17 protein-coding genes are annotated in these 14,771 nt (G+C 67.7%); 9 read left to right on the forward strand and 8 right to left on the reverse strand.

Annotation, left to right across the window (positions count from 1 at the left end; translation table 11 throughout):
* Positions 1-2: 2 nt before the first annotated feature.
* Complete coding sequence (locus FN976_RS12055) at positions 3-323, reverse strand: hypothetical protein (RefSeq protein WP_145893278.1); 321 nt, start codon at positions 321-323, stop codon at positions 3-5.
* Positions 324-467: 144 nt separating this feature from the next.
* Between FN976_RS12055 and FN976_RS12060 the strand changes: the two genes are divergently transcribed.
* The 4 genes from FN976_RS12060 (at position 468) to FN976_RS12075 (ending at position 4,056) form a co-directional block, all read left to right on the forward strand.
* Positions 468-1,070, forward strand: coding sequence for a TetR/AcrR family transcriptional regulator (locus FN976_RS12060; RefSeq protein ID WP_145893279.1), 603 nt, complete (start codon positions 468-470; stop codon positions 1,068-1,070).
* A 197-nt stretch (positions 1,071-1,267) separates the two neighbouring features.
* Positions 1,268-2,152, forward strand: coding sequence for an alpha/beta hydrolase (locus tag FN976_RS12065; protein WP_145893280.1), 885 nt, complete (start codon positions 1,268-1,270; stop codon positions 2,150-2,152).
* Positions 2,153-2,240: 88 nt separating this feature from the next.
* Positions 2,241-3,614: a solute carrier family 23 protein gene (locus tag FN976_RS12070; protein ID WP_145893281.1), complete on the forward strand. Its 1,374-nt coding sequence runs from the start codon at positions 2,241-2,243 to the stop codon at positions 3,612-3,614.
* 22 nt (positions 3,615-3,636) lie between these two features.
* Positions 3,637-4,056: a hotdog fold thioesterase gene (locus FN976_RS12075; RefSeq protein WP_145893282.1), complete on the forward strand. Its 420-nt coding sequence runs from the start codon at positions 3,637-3,639 to the stop codon at positions 4,054-4,056.
* Here the strand turns inward: FN976_RS12075 and FN976_RS12080 are convergent.
* On the reverse strand, positions 4,053-4,622 hold the full coding sequence (locus FN976_RS12080; RefSeq protein WP_145893283.1) for a cob(I)yrinic acid a,c-diamide adenosyltransferase: 570 nt from the start codon (positions 4,620-4,622) through the stop codon (positions 4,053-4,055). The genes FN976_RS12075 and FN976_RS12080 overlap by 4 nt on opposite strands.
* A 161-nt stretch (positions 4,623-4,783) precedes the next feature.
* Between FN976_RS12080 and FN976_RS12085 the strand changes: the two genes are divergently transcribed.
* The 5 genes from FN976_RS12085 to FN976_RS12105 all read left to right on the forward strand — a co-directional run bounded on the left by FN976_RS12085 (position 4,784) and on the right by FN976_RS12105 (position 8,957).
* A complete protein-coding gene (locus FN976_RS12085; protein ID WP_145893284.1) occupies positions 4,784-4,990 on the forward strand; it encodes a hypothetical protein in 207 nt (68 codons plus the stop codon).
* 126 nt (positions 4,991-5,116) lie between these two features.
* On the forward strand, positions 5,117-5,812 hold the full coding sequence (locus FN976_RS12090) for an EF-hand domain-containing protein (protein WP_145893285.1): 696 nt from the start codon (positions 5,117-5,119) through the stop codon (positions 5,810-5,812).
* Positions 5,799-6,110 carry a hypothetical protein gene (locus FN976_RS12095; RefSeq protein ID WP_186510856.1) on the forward strand — a complete coding sequence of 104 codons (312 nt, stop codon included), beginning with the start codon at positions 5,799-5,801 and terminating at the stop codon, positions 6,108-6,110. Before FN976_RS12090 ends, FN976_RS12095 begins: the two co-directional genes overlap by 14 nt.
* A 96-nt stretch (positions 6,111-6,206) precedes the next feature.
* Entirely contained in the window at positions 6,207-7,631 is a 1,425-nt protein-coding gene (locus FN976_RS12100) for an FAD-binding oxidoreductase (RefSeq protein ID WP_145893287.1), read from the forward strand.
* A 174-nt stretch (positions 7,632-7,805) separates the two neighbouring features.
* Entirely contained in the window at positions 7,806-8,957 is a 1,152-nt protein-coding gene (locus FN976_RS12105) for a hypothetical protein (protein WP_145893288.1), read from the forward strand.
* Between the two features lie 44 nt (positions 8,958-9,001).
* On the opposite strand, the gene FN976_RS12110 is transcribed toward FN976_RS12105, so the two are convergent.
* The 6 genes from FN976_RS12110 to mnmG form a co-directional block, all read right to left on the reverse strand.
* The gene (locus tag FN976_RS12110; RefSeq protein ID WP_145893289.1) at positions 9,002-9,931 is read right to left on the reverse strand and encodes a ParB/RepB/Spo0J family partition protein; all 930 of its coding nucleotides are present in this window, start codon (positions 9,929-9,931) and stop codon (positions 9,002-9,004) included.
* 8 nt (positions 9,932-9,939) lie between these two features.
* Positions 9,940-10,479, reverse strand: a complete 540-nt coding sequence (locus FN976_RS12115; RefSeq protein ID WP_145893290.1) for an RBBP9/YdeN family alpha/beta hydrolase — start codon at positions 10,477-10,479, stop codon at positions 9,940-9,942.
* Between the two features lie 51 nt (positions 10,480-10,530).
* Positions 10,531-11,319: a ParA family protein gene (locus FN976_RS12120; RefSeq protein ID WP_145893291.1), complete on the reverse strand. Its 789-nt coding sequence runs from the start codon at positions 11,317-11,319 to the stop codon at positions 10,531-10,533.
* An 8-nt stretch (positions 11,320-11,327) separates the two neighbouring features.
* Entirely contained in the window at positions 11,328-11,942 is a 615-nt protein-coding gene (locus FN976_RS12125) for a LysE family transporter (protein ID WP_145893292.1), read from the reverse strand.
* A gap of 34 nt (positions 11,943-11,976) precedes the next feature.
* Positions 11,977-12,630 (reverse strand): 16S rRNA (guanine(527)-N(7))-methyltransferase RsmG, encoded by a 654-nt coding sequence (gene rsmG / locus FN976_RS12130; protein WP_145893293.1) that lies wholly within the window; start codon positions 12,628-12,630, stop codon positions 11,977-11,979.
* A gap of 99 nt (positions 12,631-12,729) precedes the next feature.
* Positions 12,730-14,679 (reverse strand): tRNA uridine-5-carboxymethylaminomethyl(34) synthesis enzyme MnmG, encoded by a 1,950-nt coding sequence (gene mnmG / locus FN976_RS12135; protein ID WP_145893294.1) that lies wholly within the window; start codon positions 14,677-14,679, stop codon positions 12,730-12,732.
* Positions 14,680-14,771: the final 92 nt, after the last annotated feature.

The following is a 14,771-nucleotide window of genomic DNA, read 5'->3' on the forward strand; positions in this document are numbered from 1 at the left end:
CTTTATTTCGGCGTGCCGCGGCCCATGCCGGCTTCGACTTCCGACCACGGGACCATGCCGTTGCTGTCGGCCTTCATGCCGCTCCACATCTTGCCGTGGTGGGCGTTCCATTCCTTGCGCGAGATCATCCCGTCGCCGTTCGTGTCCATGGCGTTGTTGCCCATGGTCGCGGTCGTGCTGCCCTTGCGGTTGGCGACCTTGGCATCGGCTGCCCTCTCCGCCTTGCCCGTGGCGTTGGATTCGGCCTGGACGGCGGGGGTCGACTGGGCGAACGAGGCGCCGCAGGCCAGGACGGCCGCGGCAAAAATGAGGGTTGATTTCATGGATGTCTCCGGAATGCATGGGGCAAAAGTGCCTCATGCATGGGGCGCCTGCGGATGGCCTGAAAGCGTAGGCGGTCAGCCCGGCCGGACGCAGGACCAGCCCATCAGTTTGCAGCTTTCGCACGAGCGTGCTAATATTGCGCCGTGGACGCCAAAACCCAGAAAAGCGAACTGACCCGTGCCGCCATCGTCGGCGCCGGGCTCGACCTCGCGTCCGAGCAGGGCCTGGAGGCCATCTCGCTGCAGGCCGTGGCAGACCGCATCGGGCTGTCGAAGAGCGGCGTCTTCTCGCGGGTGGGTTCGCGTGAGGCGCTGCAGAAGGCGGTGATCGAGGAGTTCGGCCGCCGCTTCATCGCCGATGTGTTCGTGCCCGCGGTGCAGCTGCCCAAGGGCCTGCCCCGGCTCGACGAGATCGTGCGCCGCTGGATCACCCGCACGCGCGACGTCGACGTGCATGCCGGCTGCATCTACAGCGCGGGCGCCTTCGAACTCGACGACCGCGAAGGCCCGTTGCGCGACATGCTGCACGGCGAAGTCACGCGCTGGCGTTCGGCGTTGCGCCGCACCGTCCAGCAGGCCGTCGAGGCGGGCCACCTGCGCCCCGACACCGACCCCGAGCAGCTGGTGAGCGAGATCAACTCGCTCATCCTGGGGCTGCTGCACGACGGCCGCTTCCTGCGCGAGCAGAAGGCAGCTGAGCGTGCCACCGCCACCTGGCGGCGGCTGCTGGATACCTACAAGCGCTGAAGCGCACGGAGACAGACGTATTGCCTGTTCGATTGTCGACATTTCGCACATGTGTGCGAAGAAAGGATCTCCCATGCTGACCCTGATTGGATTGCTTGGCCTCTACGGGGGCTGGCGCGCCGCGCGCGCGGCCTGGCTGTCGCTGCGCGCCCTGCCGCGGCGCAATGAAGACATGGTCTTCTTCTGAAGGAGCACGCATGACGCGCACCACGCTCGAAGTGACCTCCGACTACTACCAGGCGAGCCCCGGCATCCGCCTGTTCCGGCTGGCACTGGGCGCCTCCGAGAAGCTGTGGCCCGCCCTCGCCGTCCGCGCGGCAGCCCGCCTCTTCGGCACGCCATTGCCGCCCAAGTGGCTGAATCGCCGCGTGTCCTGGGAGCCCGGCTGGCGCATCGAACGCTGGCCCTTCGAGGACGCGGAAGTGACCGTGTATTCGATGCCGGTCGCACCGCACGGGCCAGTCGCCCTGCTGGTGCATGGCTGGGGTGGCCATGCGCGGCAGATGCTGCCGCTGGCGGAATCGCTGGCGCAGCAGGGCCTGCGGCCCGTCATCGTCGAGATGCCGGCGCACGGGCGCAGCGCAGGCTCGGTGAGCAACCTGCCGCAGTTCGCCCGCGCCATCGAATACGTGGCCGGCCGCCTGCAGCAGGAAGGCCACGTGCTGCGCCTGCTGGCGGCGCACTCGCTGGGCGCCAACGCCGCCGCATTCGCGGCCAGCCGCGGGCTGCCGGTGGAGCGGCTTGTGCTGCTGGCGCCGCCGGCGTCGCCGCGCGAGTACACGCGGCTGTTCGCGCGCGTGTTCGGGCTGAGCGAGTCCACGCGCCTCGCCATGCAGAAGCGTTTCGAGGCGCGCGAGGGCATCCTGATGCCGCAGTTCGAACCCGCGGCCGTCGGCTCGCGCATCCGGGTCCCGACGCTCGTGGTGCACGACCGCGCGGACAGCATCAACCGGTACGAGGATGGCCAGGCGTTCGCGCATGCCATCCGCGGCGCCCAGTTGCTGGGCACCGAAGGCCTGGGCCACCGCAAGATCCTGAAGGATCCGCACGTGGTCGGCAAGGTCGCCCTGTTCGGCCGCTGAGTCCCTGCAAGCCGCACGGGCTGGATTGCTCCGGCCTTGCACGGTGGCGGCATTGCCCCTAGCATCGCTCGGACTTCAGGAGCGAGCGATGGGAATGTTCGATTGGACCGAGCGGCCGGCGGCGGTGCTGCAACAAGGCGGCGTGATCGCGCCGGACGAACGCCTGCCCTGGCCGCAGACCGCGGCCATGGGCGTGCAGCACGTGATCGCCATGTTCGGTGCCACGGTGCTCGCGCCCATCCTCATGGGGTTCGATCCCAACATCGCCATCCTCATGAGCGGCGTAGGCACGCTCATCTTCTTCTTCATCACCGGCGGCAAGGTGCCCAGTTACCTGGGCTCCAGCTTCGCCTTCATCGGGGTGGTGATCGCCGCATCGGCCTATGCCGGCAAGGGCCCCAACGGGAACATCGGCGTCGCGCTGGGCGGCATCATCGCCTGCGGCATCGTCTACGCGATCATCGGCGCCATCGTGCACGCGGTGGGCACCGGCTGGATCGAGCGCTTCATGCCGCCCGTGGTCACCGGTGCGGTGGTCGCGGTGATCGGCCTCAATCTCGCCGGCATCCCGGTCAAGAACATGGCGGCCGGCAACTTCGACGCCTGGATGCAGGCGCTGACCTTCACCTGCGTCGGCCTGGTGGCGGTGATGACGCGCGGCATGGTGCAGCGCCTGCTGATCCTGGTGGGGCTGATCATCGCCAGCGTGCTCTACGCGATCCTCACCAATGGCTTGGGCCTCGGCAAACCGGTGGACCTGTCGGGCATCCTCAATGCCGCGTGGATCGGTGCTCCGGCATTCGCGGCGCCGGTGTTCAGCGGCCCGGCGATGCTGCTGATCGCGCCGGTGGCGGTGATCCTGGTGGCGGAGAACCTGGGCCACATCAAGGCCGTGACCGCGATGACCGGCCGCAACCTCGACCAGTACATGGGCCGGGCCTTCATCGGCGATGGTGTGGCGACGGTGGTCAGCGGCGCGGCCGGCGGCACCGGTGTCACGACGTATGCGGAGAACATCGGCGTCATGGCCGCCACCAAGATCTATTCCACGGCGATCTTCTTCGTCGCCGCCCTCCTCGCGATCGTGCTCGGCTTCTCGCCGAAGTTCGGCGCCGTGATCCAGGCGATCCCCTTGCCGGTGATGGGCGGCGTGAGCATCGTGGTGTTCGGCCTGATCGCCGTCGCCGGCGCCAAGATCTGGGTGGACAACAAGGTCGACTTCTCGCAGAACCGCAACCTGATCGTCGCGGCCATCACCCTGGTGCTGGGCACTGGCGACTTCACGTTGAAGTTCGGCGGCTTCGCACTGGGCGGCATCGGTACTGCAACCTTCGGGGCCATCCTGCTTTATGCGTTGCTGAACCGCGAAGGTGCGCCGACGACGGCCCAACCGGCGCAGCCGGTGCGGCCGCGCCGGACCGCCGAGGACGAGGGCAACGAGACGCGGCCGCGCCTGCGCTAGGACCTGCGCTAGCATCGTCTTCATGCGCATCTGGACCAAACCCATCTCCATCGAGATCCTCACCGGGATCCACGTCGACACGGCCGTGCAGCGGCTCGGCATCGAATTCATCGAGGTCGGTGACGATTTCATCCGCGCGCGGGTGCCGGTGAACGGGCACACGAAGCAGCCCTATGGCCTGCTGCACGGCGGCGTGAGCGTCGTGCTGGCGGAAACGCTGGGGTCGTGCGGCGCCGCGTACTGCTGCCCCGAAGGTCAACGCGCCGTCGGCCTGGACATCAACGCCAATCACCTGCGCGGCGCCACCGCCGGCTGGGTGAGCGGCACCACCCGGCCGGTGCACATCGGTCGCAGCACGCAGGTCTGGCAGATCGACATGCAGGACGACCAGGGCCGCCCCACCTGCGTGTCACGGATCACGATGGCCGTGTTGGCGGCTTAGCTGCCTTCGGCGTCGCGCTTCAGCCGCTCGCTCTTCCAGTAGACGTCGTCACCGCCGTGCGTGCGGTTCAGCACGCGGGCCAGCACGAACATCAGGTCCGACAGGCGATTCAGGTACTGGCGCGGCGCCTCGCGCAGCGTCTCGCCCTGCCCCAGCGCCACCAGCGCGCGTTCGGCGCGCCGCGCCACCGTCCGGCACACGTGCGCCTGCGAAGCCGCGCGGTTGCCGGCCGGCAGGATGAACTCCTGCAGCTTGGGCAACTCGGCGTTGTGCGTGGCGAGTGCCTCGTCCAATGCGGCGACCGCGTCGGACTTCAGCAATTCGAAGCCGGGGATCGACAGCTCACCGCCCAGGTTGAACAGCTCATGCTGGATGGTCACCAGCAGCGTGCGGACTTCCGGCGGCATCTCCTCGCAGAGCAGCAGACCGATGTGCGAGTTCAGTTCGTCCACCTCGCCCATCGCGTGCACCCGCAGGCTGTCCTTGGGCACGCGCGTGTTGTCGCCGAGGCCGGTGGTGCCGTCGTCGCCGGTGCGCGTGGCGATCTGCGTCAGGCGCTTGCCCATGAGGGTTCTCCTTGGATGGAAGCATTGTGCACGCGGGGGCCCTCCCGGTTACGCCGCGCACCCGGATGTTTCCCGCGCAACACCCGGCAAAAAGGCTCGCTTCACAAAAGCCTTTCGGCTGCAATGCGCTCTCCCTCCACTGCCGAAAGGACAACCATCCGATGCGAACCCAACGCAGAGCCATCCAGCTTCCCAACTTCGAGGCTTGCAGCCTCGCCCTGTTCGCTTTCGTGGCGATGATCAACGCCCCCACCGTCCGTGCCCAGACTTTCGGCCCCGCGCCCACCGTCAAGAGCACGCCCTCCAAGAACTCCACGACGCAGGTCGTGACCCCTCCCAAACCGCCGGCCTCCAGCCCCAAGCGCTGAGCCACCCGCGGTCCGCCGGTTCCTACAAATGTTCGAGGCACCGGCGGCTAGCCCGCGCAGCTGCTCCTGGCAATCATGGGTCGAATGGCGCGCTTCGCGTGCCCCCATGACACCAGGAGTCCGTCCATGCAAGCTCATCGCAACTTCCGCACGGCCGCGCTTTGCGCCGCCGTGCTCAGCGTGTGTGCCACCGCCGCCCAGGCCCAGCACGTCGCACCCAAGGCTCCCGTCGCCGCACCATCGGCGGCGGCGATCGCCTCTTTCGCCGCGCCGAAGCCCAGCGGGTTGACCGCGGGCACCAGCGCTGCCGTCACGCCCTCCCCGACCAACCCCGCCGGGCTGAACTCGCAGGCGCCCGCGGGCCTGACGGCGGGCAGCGGCGGCCGCGTCTCCAGCAATCCCGGCGTCGCGGCGAACGCCATCACGGGTCCCGGCGCCACCTCGACCACGGTCGTCAATGGCGACGGTACCGCCACGACGACGACGACGGACGCCGGCGGCACGACCACGACCACGTCCTCCATGTTCAATTCCGTGATCACCGACAGCTCGGCCACGGTCACCGGCAACACGACCATTCCCGGCGCGGGGGTCGCCGCCAACGTGGCACGCGGGCCGAGCCAGACGGTCACGATGGGAAATTCGGGGGCCAACCCGGTCGAAGTGGCTCGCTCGTTCATCAACGGCGACAGCAACCGCGACGGCGAGCTGTCGCGGGCGGAAGCCCTGCGCATCCTGCCGCGCGGCGTGAGCTTCGAAGAACTGGACCGCAATTTCGACGGCGTCATCACGCGCGCGGAGTATGAGGATGGCATCCGCTGAGCGGACGCTGCTGGCGCTTGCGTTCGCTGCGGCCGTGTCCACGGGGGCCGTGGCACAGCAGGTGCCAGCGCCGGCACGCACAGCGGTCGCGCCCGCGGCCGCGTCGCCAGTGCCGGCCGGCCGCTGGACATTGGCCGCCGTCCGCACCTCGTTCCAGCAGGCCGACAGCAACAGCGACGGCGAGCTGAGCCGCGCCGAGGCGCAGCAACTGGCGATCCTGCCGCGCAGCTTCGAGGATCTGGATGCGAACAAGGATGGCGTCCTCACGCCCCAGGAGTACGAGGCCGGGGCGCTGTAAGACTTTGGTGGAGAGAGCGTGATCGCTCGGGCGATGCGGGCTGACGGCCGGGCTGGGGCGGTCTACACTGGGCGCTGCGCCCCGGAGACAAGCCCCATGAATGCACCTGCCGCCCTCTCGCACCTGGTTCCCGAAGTCCACCAGCGCGAGGTTCCCGCCGTCCTGCTCGACGCGCTGAAGGCCCGCTTCGGCGCGCAATGCTCCACCGCCATGGCGGTGCGCGAGCAGCACGGCCGCGACGAGTCCTCGTTCCAGGTGCCCCCGCCCGCGGCCGTGGTCTTTGCCGAGTCCACGCAGGACGTCGCCGATGCCGTCCGGCTGGCCGCGCAGCACGACGTGCCCGTCATCCCGTTCGGTGTCGGCTCTTCACTGGAAGGCCACCTGCTGGCCGTGCAGGGCGGCATCAGCATCGACGTGGCGCGCATGAACAAGGTGCTGGCCATCAATGCCGAAGACCTCACGGTGACGGTGCAGCCGGGCGTCACGCGCAAGCAGCTGAACGACGAGATCAAGAGCACCGGCCTGTTCTTCCCGATCGATCCCGGCGCGGACGCCTCCATCGGCGGCATGGCCGCAACCCGCGCTTCCGGTACCAACGCAGTCCGCTACGGCACCATGCGCGAAAACGTTCTGGCGCTCGAGGTCGTCACGGCCAGCGGGGAAACCATCCGGACCGGCACGCGCGCCAAGAAGTCCTCAGCCGGCTACGACCTGACACGCCTGTTCGTCGGCAGTGAAGGCACGCTGGGCGTGATCACCGAGGTCACCTTGCGCATCTACCCGATTCCCGAAGCGATCTCGGCAGCGATCTGCTCGTTCCCGAGCATCGAGGCCGCGGTGCGCACCACCATCCAGGTCATCCAGCTCGGCGTGCCGATCGCGCGCGTGGAACTGATCGACCACAACACGGTGCGCATGGTCAACGCGCACAGCAAGCTGGGCCTGCGCGAGGAGCCCATGCTGCTGATGGAGTTCCACGGCTCCCCGACCGGCGTGCAGGAGCAGGCCGAGACGGTCCAGGAGATCGCGGCGGAGCATGGCGGGAATGCCTTCGAATGGGCCAAGACGCCGGAGGAACGCACGCGGCTCTGGACCGCGCGCCACAATTCCTATTTCGCGGCCGTGCAGTCGCGCCCCGGCTGCAAGGTGATCTCCACCGACACCTGCGTGCCGATCTCCCGCCTGGCCGACTGCCTGCTGGATTCGGTGAGCGAGGCGGACGCCAGCGGCATCCCCTACTTCCTGGTGGGCCACGTGGGCGACGGCAACTTCCACTTCGGTTACCTGCTGGATCCGGCACAGCCGAAGGAGCGCGAGATCGCCGAGGCGCTGAACCACAAGCTGGTGGCGCGCGCGCTCGAGCTGGAAGGCACCTGCACCGGCGAACACGGCGTGGGCCTGCACAAGATGGGTTTCCTGGTCGACGAGGCCGGCGCCGGCGCGGTCGACATGATGCGCACGATCAAGCGGGCGCTGGATCCGCGCAACATCATGAACCCGGGAAAGATCTTCGCCCTGTAGCCCGGGCGCCGTCCCCTGGCAGGCCCGCAGCATCGCCGGTACCCGTCGGGGTACGTGGCATGCGCGCGACACACTGTGACAAGAAGCGAGCCCCCTCGATCGAGGGGTATCCGGTTGTAACCCATCCGGGTACCCTCACCGCTTCCGTCAGTCCCCCATCTGGAGTTGTTCCCCATGATCCTTGCCAAACGCCCGTCCCTTTCCCTCCTGTGCACGTGCCTGGCCGCCGCCGGCCTGCTCGTCGCCTGCGGCGGGAGCGACGACCCCGTGACGACCGACGTCTCCGGCTCTGTGGTGAAGGGTCCTGTGACCAACGCCAACGTGTGCGCCTACAAGGCCGTCGCCGCCGGCAAGGGTGACCAGCTGAAATGCGTGACCACCGGCGCCACCGGCGCCTACACCCTGCAGGTGGACTACGCCGGCGACATCGTCATCGAAGCCAAGGACGGCACGTATGTCGACGAAGCCACGGGCATGACGAAGACCCTCTCGGACCCGATGCAGGTCGTGGTCGCCGCCAACGGTGGTACCACCACCGGCATCGTCACCCCGTTGACCACGGTCGCCTACAACATGTCGAAGACCGCCAGCGGTGGCGTGACCAGCCTCAACTTCGGCAGCTCCGCCAGCGCGCTGAACAACATGTTCCAGCTGGGTGGGGTGAGCATCACCACGACGCTACCCGTCACGACCCCGGCGACGACTCAGCAATACGGGCGCGTGTTGCGCGCCGTTTCGCAACTGGTCGCCAACGGTGGATCGCTCAACACCTTCATGACGCTGAACGCGGCGAACGCCGCTTCGCTGCAGACCCTGTTCAACACCGCCTTCGCGCAGGCCAACGCCGGCGCCGCGGCCAATTTCAACCTGACGGTGCCGGCGCCCACGCCCGCACCGACCCCCGCGCCCACACCGGCACCGACCCCCGCCCCTTCTCCGGCACCGTCGCCGACCCCGGCGCCTTCGCCGGCACCGACGCCCGCGCCCTCCCCCGCGCCGGCCCCGGCCCCGACGCCGGCTCCCACGCCTGCACCGGCACCGGCACCCGTCCCGTCGGGCAACAAGACGCTGGTCATCCTGGTGACCGTGTCCGGTGTCCAGCAAACCGTCACGGTGAACAACGTGCCCCAGCCGTCGACGGAAGCGCAGTTCTGCTCCGACCTCGCGGCGGACACCACCTTCAAGTCGCTCGCGGCGCAAGGCGGCACGTTGACGATCAACAGCTGCAGCTACTCGGGCAACGTCGGCAACATCGCCGCCACGCTCACCATGACGACGCCGGTGGCCGTGACCCTGCCTTACACCATCCGGTACACGTACCAGTAAGGGCAGTCACCCGCAACGAAGAAGCGCCCCATCGGGGCGCTTTTTCATGAGCCGGAGCGCAGCCGGTCGATCAGCCCGTTCAGCTCCTCCAGCGAGCCGAACTGGATCGCCACCTCGCCGAGTTCTTCCATGCGGCCATGGCGCTTCACGCGCTTCTTCACGCGCACGTCGACTTGCGCGGTGAGCAGGTCCGACAGCTCTTCTTCCACCCGGCGCAGGTCGCGCGACTTTTCCTTCTTGGGCTTGGGCGAGACCAGGCTGAACTCGGCGCCGAGCTTCTTCACCAGCGACTCCGCTTCGCGCACCGAGAGCTTCTTCTGCGCGATCTGTTGCGCCGCCGTGATCTGCGACGCGCGTTCGAGGGCCAGCAGCGCGCGCGCGTGGCCCATGTCGATGTCGCCGGCCATCAGCATGGTCTGCACCGGGTCGGCCAGGTTCAGCAGGCGCATCAGGTTCGACGCGGCACTGCGGGATCGGCCCACGGCTTGCGCGGCCTGTTCGTGCGTCAGCCCGAAGTCCTTGATCAGGCGCTGCAGACCCTGCGCTTCTTCCAGCGGATTCAGGTCCTCGCGCTGGATGTTCTCGATCAGGGCCATGGCAGCCGCCGATTCGTCCGGCACGTCGCGCACCAGCACCGGGACGCTGTCGAGTCCCGCCAGGCGTGCCGCGCGCAAGCGGCGCTCGCCGGCGATCACTTCATACTTGCCGGCATTGGCGCCCTCGGCCAGGCGGCGCACCAGGATCGGCTGCATGATCCCCTGGGCCTTGATGCTCTCGGCCAGCTCGTAGAGCGCGCCCTCGTCCATGCGGGTGCGCGGCTGGTATTGGCCCGGCACCATGTCGTCGAGCAACAGCGAGGCCGGCAGGCCGGGGCTGGCCAGTGATTGCTGGTCCGCGCCGGCGCTCTCGTCGACCTTGGGTCCCAGCAGCGCTTCGAGGCCCCGGCCGAGGCCCTTGGGTTTCTTCGTCACCATATTCTTGGCTAGTCTTTCATGAGGTCCTGCAGGAGGACGTGTCCTTCGGGCCAGCTGGCCAGGCCCGAGTCGGCATTGATGTGGCCGCAATCGCCGTAGTCCATGAACTGCGAGCCCCAGGCATAGGCGAACAGGCGCGCCCGGTCGAACTCGCAGTACGGATCGTTGCGGCTCGCCAGCAGGACGCTCGGGAATGGCAAGGTGCGCAATTCGATCGGTGACCAGGTGGGAATCTGCGCGCGGATGTCCGGCCGCTCGACGTCGCCCGGCGCCACCAGCAAGGCGGCGCGGACGCGATGCGTGTTCTGCGAGTGCGCGGCCCAGGCGGCTGCCAGGATGCAGCCGAGGCTGTGGGCGACCAGCACGGCTGGTTCATCGCGGGTCAGCAGCACTTCCTCGAGCCGCGCGGACCAGTCGCCGCGCAACGGCTTCATCCAGTCGTGTTGCTCGACCCGCACGTAGCCGTAGCGGCTTTCCCAGAGGGTCTGCCAATGGCCCGCGCCGCTGTTTTCCCAGCCGGGCAGGATGAGGACGTTGGCGGGCTTCATCTGCTCTGATTTCGATAGCTTGACATGCAGTGTCCAGGCGGCCTGGCGGGCTCACTTCATCTTGGCCAGGCGCTGAACCATCTCTTGCGCGAAGTCCACGAAGGCCTGGCTGCCGCGCGCGGCCGGGTCGAAAGCGACGCCGGGCAGGCCGTAGCTGGGTGCTTCCGCGAGCCGGACATTGCGCGGGATCACGGTGTCGAAGACCTTTTCGGCGAAGTGCGACTTGAGCTGGTCGCTCACCTGCTGCTGCAAGGTGATGCGCGGATCGAACATCACGCGCAGCAGGCCGATGATCTCCAGGTCCTTGTTCAGGTTCGCGTGCACCTGCTTGATGGTGTTGACCAGGTCCGACAGGCCCTCGAGGGCGAAGTATTCGCACTGCATCGGGACGATGACGCCGTGGGCCGCGCACAGGCCGTTCAGCGTCAGCAGCGAAAGCGAAGGCGGGCAGTCGATGAGGACGAAGTCGTAGTCTTTCGCGACTTCGGCAAGCGCCAGCTTGAGTCTTTTCTCCCGGCGCTCGATGTCGACCAATTCGACCTCGGCGCCGGCGAGTTCGCGGTTCGCGCCGAGGACGTCATATGCGCAGCCGGCCTCGATCAGCCGGTCGCTGCGGACACGCGCCTCCGCGACCGACGCCGACTCGAGCAGGACGTCGTACACCGTCAGCTTGAGCGCGCGCTTGTCGACCCCCGAGCCCATGGTGGCGTTGCCCTGCGGGTCGAGGTCCACCATCAGCACACGCTGGCCGACCTTGGCCAAGCCGGCCGACAAGTTGACGGTGGTCGTGGTCTTGCCGACCCCGCCCTTCTGGTTGGCGACGCAAAAGATCTTGGCCACGCGGCGCCCTACTTGGAGACCGCGAGCTTGACGCCGAAGCCGATGAGGAAGATGCCGGCGAGCTTCTCGAGCACGCGCGCGATGACGGGGTTGGCGCGCATGCGTTCGGCCAGGAAGTGCGTGAGCAGCACCACCACCAGCCCGTAGGCGAACGTCAGCGCCGCGATGGTCGCGGCCATCACGCCGAACGTGACGAAGCCCTGGTGCTGGGCCGGATCGACGAACAGAGGGAAGAAGGCCATGTAGAACACGATGGCCTTGGGGTTCAGGAGCGTGATCAGTCCGGCCTGTTTGAAGTAGTGGCGCGGCTCGATGTGCAGCACCGGCGCGTCGCCGGGCTTGGCGATCAGCATGCGGAAGCCGAGCCATGCCAGGTAGGCGGCACCCACCCATTGCACCACCCGGAAGGCTGCGGGGTAGGTGGCGAGCAGCGTCGCGACGCCGGCCACGGCGGCCCACATGAGCACCTGGTCGCCAGCGATCACGCCCATGGTTGCGGCCAAGCCGCCCCGGATTCCGCCTTTGCCGGTGGAGGTGATCAGCGCGAGATTGCCCGGACCCGGAATCAACAGAAAAATCAGGATCGCGGCGACGAACGCGCCGTAGTCTGCAACGCCAAGCATGGGAAAGCCCTCCGGGTGAAGGGCGAGTGTACCGTCAGGCGCCGGCGGCCCTGCGCATCCAGACGATGCAGCGGTCGGCATCCAGCAGCGGGACCTGCAGACGTTCCACGTGAAACACCTCGATGTCCGTGGGCAGGTCCGCCAGTTCCTGCTTGGGCAGCTTGCCTTTCATGGCCATCCAGGTGCCCTGCTCCGCCAGAGCGCCCGCCGACCAGGTGACGAAGTCCGCCAGGGAAGCGAAGGCCCGCGAACAGACCAGGTCGTAGGGGCCCGCCAGAGTTTCGACTCGCGCATGCAGGCCTTGCAAATTCTTCAGCTTGAGTTCGCTCGCGCTCTGGCGCAGGAAGGCCGCCTTCTTGTGGACGGCGTCAACGCATGCGACCTGCAGCTCCGGGTTGCAGATGGCAAAGACCGCACCCGGCAGTCCGGCGCCGGATCCGACGTCCAGCACGCGCAACGGCCGGCCGGCCGCGAATCGCCGCAAGGGTGGGACCGCGGCCAGACTGTCCAGCAGGTGCTGACGCAGCATGGCCTCCGGCTCGCGCACCGCCGTCAGGTTGTAGATCTTGTTCCATTTGTGGATGAGGGCCTGGTAGGCCAGCAGCTGGGCCACCTGGCCATCGTCCAGGTCAAGCCCGAGGGCGCCCAATCCCGCGCGCAGCTGAGGCTCCAATGCGTCAGCAGTCACCTGAAATCCACCTGGGCTGCAAAGGGCGAGCCTCGTCCCTCGGTCAATGATCGGCCGCCGGCATGGCGCACCTGCGGACTGGACTCCGGGATCACCAGCTCACGCGACCTGTTTCGGCTGGTTCGCCGCGTCTGCGAAGCCCTGGAACCTGTTGCGCTTCAGGTGGACCAGCAAGAGGGAGATTGCCGCCGGGGTCACGCCCGAGATGCGCGAAGCCAAGCCCAGCGTTTCGGGGCGATGCTTGCTCAGCTTCTGCCGGACTTCGATGCTCAGGGCGGCCACCTGCATGTAGTCCAGCTCGGCCGGCAGCTTCAGGTTTTCGTAATGGGCCGCCCGCTCCACCTCACCCTTCTGCCGTTCGATGTAGCCGGAATATTTGGCCGCGATCTCGATCTGCTCGACCACCGGCTCCAGCAGATCGCCCAGCGTTTCACGTGAAACAGCAGGGCTTGCGAAGCGGCCAGCTTCCAGGCTCATCAAGCCTTCGTACCGCACATCCGGCCGGCGCAACAGATCGCCCAAGTTGTACTCGTGGTCGATGCCTTTGCCCAAGACGCGCTGGGCCTCGGCGTCTGCCAAGTTGCGCGGGTTCACCCAAGTCGCCTTCAGCCGTTCGGTTTCACGTGAAACGGCGTCGCGCTTTCGGCTGAAACTCTCCCAGCGGGCGTCGTCGACCAGCCCCAAACGCCGGCCATCCTCGGTCAAGCGCAGGTCGGCATTGTCTTCGCGCAGCTGCAACCGGAACTCGGCCCGGCTGGTGAACATGCGGTACGGCTCCGTCACCCCTTTGCTGATCAGGTCGTCGACCAGCACGCCGAGGTAGGCTTGGTCGCGGCTGGGCAACCAGGCTTCCTCTTCCTTGCAGAGCAGAGCGGCATTGATCCCGGCGAACAAGCCCTGGGCCGCCGCCTCTTCGTAGCCCGTCGTCCCGTTGATCTGCCCGGCGAAGAACAGGCCGGCGATCTGCCGGGTTTCGAAGCTGCTCTTCAGCGCCCGCGGGTCAAAGTAGTCGTATTCGATGGCGTAGCCCGGCCGCAGGATGTGCGCCTTGGCCAAGCCTGGCAGCGTCCGCACCAAGCCGAGCTGCACGTCGAACGGCAGACTCGTCGAAATGCCGTTGGGATAGAACTCGTTGGTCGTCAGCCCTTCCGGCTCCAGGAACACCTGATGGCTGTCCTTGTCGGCGAACCGGTTGATCTTGTCCTCGACGCTCGGGCAGTAGCGCGGACCCACACCTTCGATCTTGCCGGTGAACATCGGGCTGCGGTCGAACCCCGAGCGGATGATCTCGTGCGTGCGCTCGTTGGTGTGCGTGATCCAGCACGGCACCTGGCGCGGGTGCATGCTGGCATGACCCATGAAGCTGAACACCGGAACCGGGTCCAGATCTCCCGGCTGCTCCTCGCACTGCGCGAAATCGATGGTCCGCCCGTCGATGCGCGGCGGCGTCCCGGTCTTGAGCCGGCCCTGCGGGAGTTTCAGCTCCTTCAGCCGCGCTGACAGGGAGACGGCCGGGGGGTCACCCGCACGTCCGGCAGCGTAATTGTTGAGTCCGACATGGATGCGGCCATCCAGGAAAGTCCCAGCGGTCAACACCACCGCCCTGCCCCGGAAGCGAATGCCGACCTGCGTGACGGCACCGACCACGCGGTCGCCCTCCAGCATCAGGTCGTCGACGGCCTGTTGGAACAAGGTGAGATGGGGCTGGTTCTCCAGGCGCCGGCGGATCGCCGCCTTGTAGAGAATCCGGTCGGCCTGGGCACGGGTCGCCCGCACGGCCGGGCCCTTGCTGGAGTTGAGGATGCGGAACTGGATGCCGCCTTCGTCCGTGGCGATCGCCATCGCGCCGCCCAACGCATCCACCTCTTTCACCAGGTGGCCCTTGCCGATCCCGCCGATGGACGGGTTGCAGCTCATCTGCCCCAGGGTCTCGATGTTGTGCGTCAGCAGCAGTGTGCGCACACCCATGCGGGCGGCAGCCAGCGCGGCCTCGGTGCCGGCGTGGCCGCCACCGACCACGATGACATCGAACTCTTCGGGATAAAGCATGGGGAGACTGGGAAAGCGCCGATCCGGGCGCGGGGCGGCCTTGTGGCCGAAAGGCCACGATTTTACCGGGCGGGGTGAGTCCTTGCGCGATG

Origin of the sequence: Caenimonas sedimenti (assembly GCF_007833165.1) — a bacterium.
GTDB classification, from domain to species: Bacteria; Pseudomonadota; Gammaproteobacteria; order Burkholderiales; family Burkholderiaceae_C; genus Ramlibacter; species Ramlibacter sedimenti.

What these genes read in the sequence shown, in the direction of transcription:
- FN976_RS12055 (WP_145893278.1), bottom strand. Translation starts at nt 323, where the DNA reads ATGAAATCAACCCTCATTTTTGCCGCGGCCGTCCTGGCCTGCGGCGCC.
- FN976_RS12105 (WP_145893288.1), top strand. Translation starts at nt 7,806, where the DNA reads ATGATCCTTGCCAAACGCCCGTCCCTTTCCCTCCTGTGCACGTGCCTG.
- FN976_RS12090 (WP_145893285.1), top strand. Translation starts at nt 5,117, where the DNA reads ATGCAAGCTCATCGCAACTTCCGCACGGCCGCGCTTTGCGCCGCCGTG.
- FN976_RS12085 (WP_145893284.1), top strand. Translation starts at nt 4,784, where the DNA reads ATGCGAACCCAACGCAGAGCCATCCAGCTTCCCAACTTCGAGGCTTGC.
- FN976_RS12110 (WP_145893289.1), bottom strand. Translation starts at nt 9,931, where the DNA reads ATGGTGACGAAGAAACCCAAGGGCCTCGGCCGGGGCCTCGAAGCGCTG.
- FN976_RS12095 (WP_186510856.1), top strand. Translation starts at nt 5,799, where the DNA reads ATGGCATCCGCTGAGCGGACGCTGCTGGCGCTTGCGTTCGCTGCGGCC.
- FN976_RS12115 (WP_145893290.1), bottom strand. Translation starts at nt 10,479, where the DNA reads ATGAAGCCCGCCAACGTCCTCATCCTGCCCGGCTGGGAAAACAGCGGC.
- mnmG (WP_145893294.1), bottom strand. Translation starts at nt 14,679, where the DNA reads ATGCTTTATCCCGAAGAGTTCGATGTCATCGTGGTCGGTGGCGGCCAC.
- FN976_RS12065 (WP_145893280.1), top strand. Translation starts at nt 1,268, where the DNA reads ATGACGCGCACCACGCTCGAAGTGACCTCCGACTACTACCAGGCGAGC.
- FN976_RS12080 (WP_145893283.1), bottom strand. Translation starts at nt 4,622, where the DNA reads ATGGGCAAGCGCCTGACGCAGATCGCCACGCGCACCGGCGACGACGGC.
- FN976_RS12100 (WP_145893287.1), top strand. Translation starts at nt 6,207, where the DNA reads ATGAATGCACCTGCCGCCCTCTCGCACCTGGTTCCCGAAGTCCACCAG.
- FN976_RS12075 (WP_145893282.1), top strand. Translation starts at nt 3,637, where the DNA reads ATGCGCATCTGGACCAAACCCATCTCCATCGAGATCCTCACCGGGATC.
- FN976_RS12070 (WP_145893281.1), top strand. Translation starts at nt 2,241, where the DNA reads ATGGGAATGTTCGATTGGACCGAGCGGCCGGCGGCGGTGCTGCAACAA.
- FN976_RS12125 (WP_145893292.1), bottom strand. Translation starts at nt 11,942, where the DNA reads ATGCTTGGCGTTGCAGACTACGGCGCGTTCGTCGCCGCGATCCTGATT.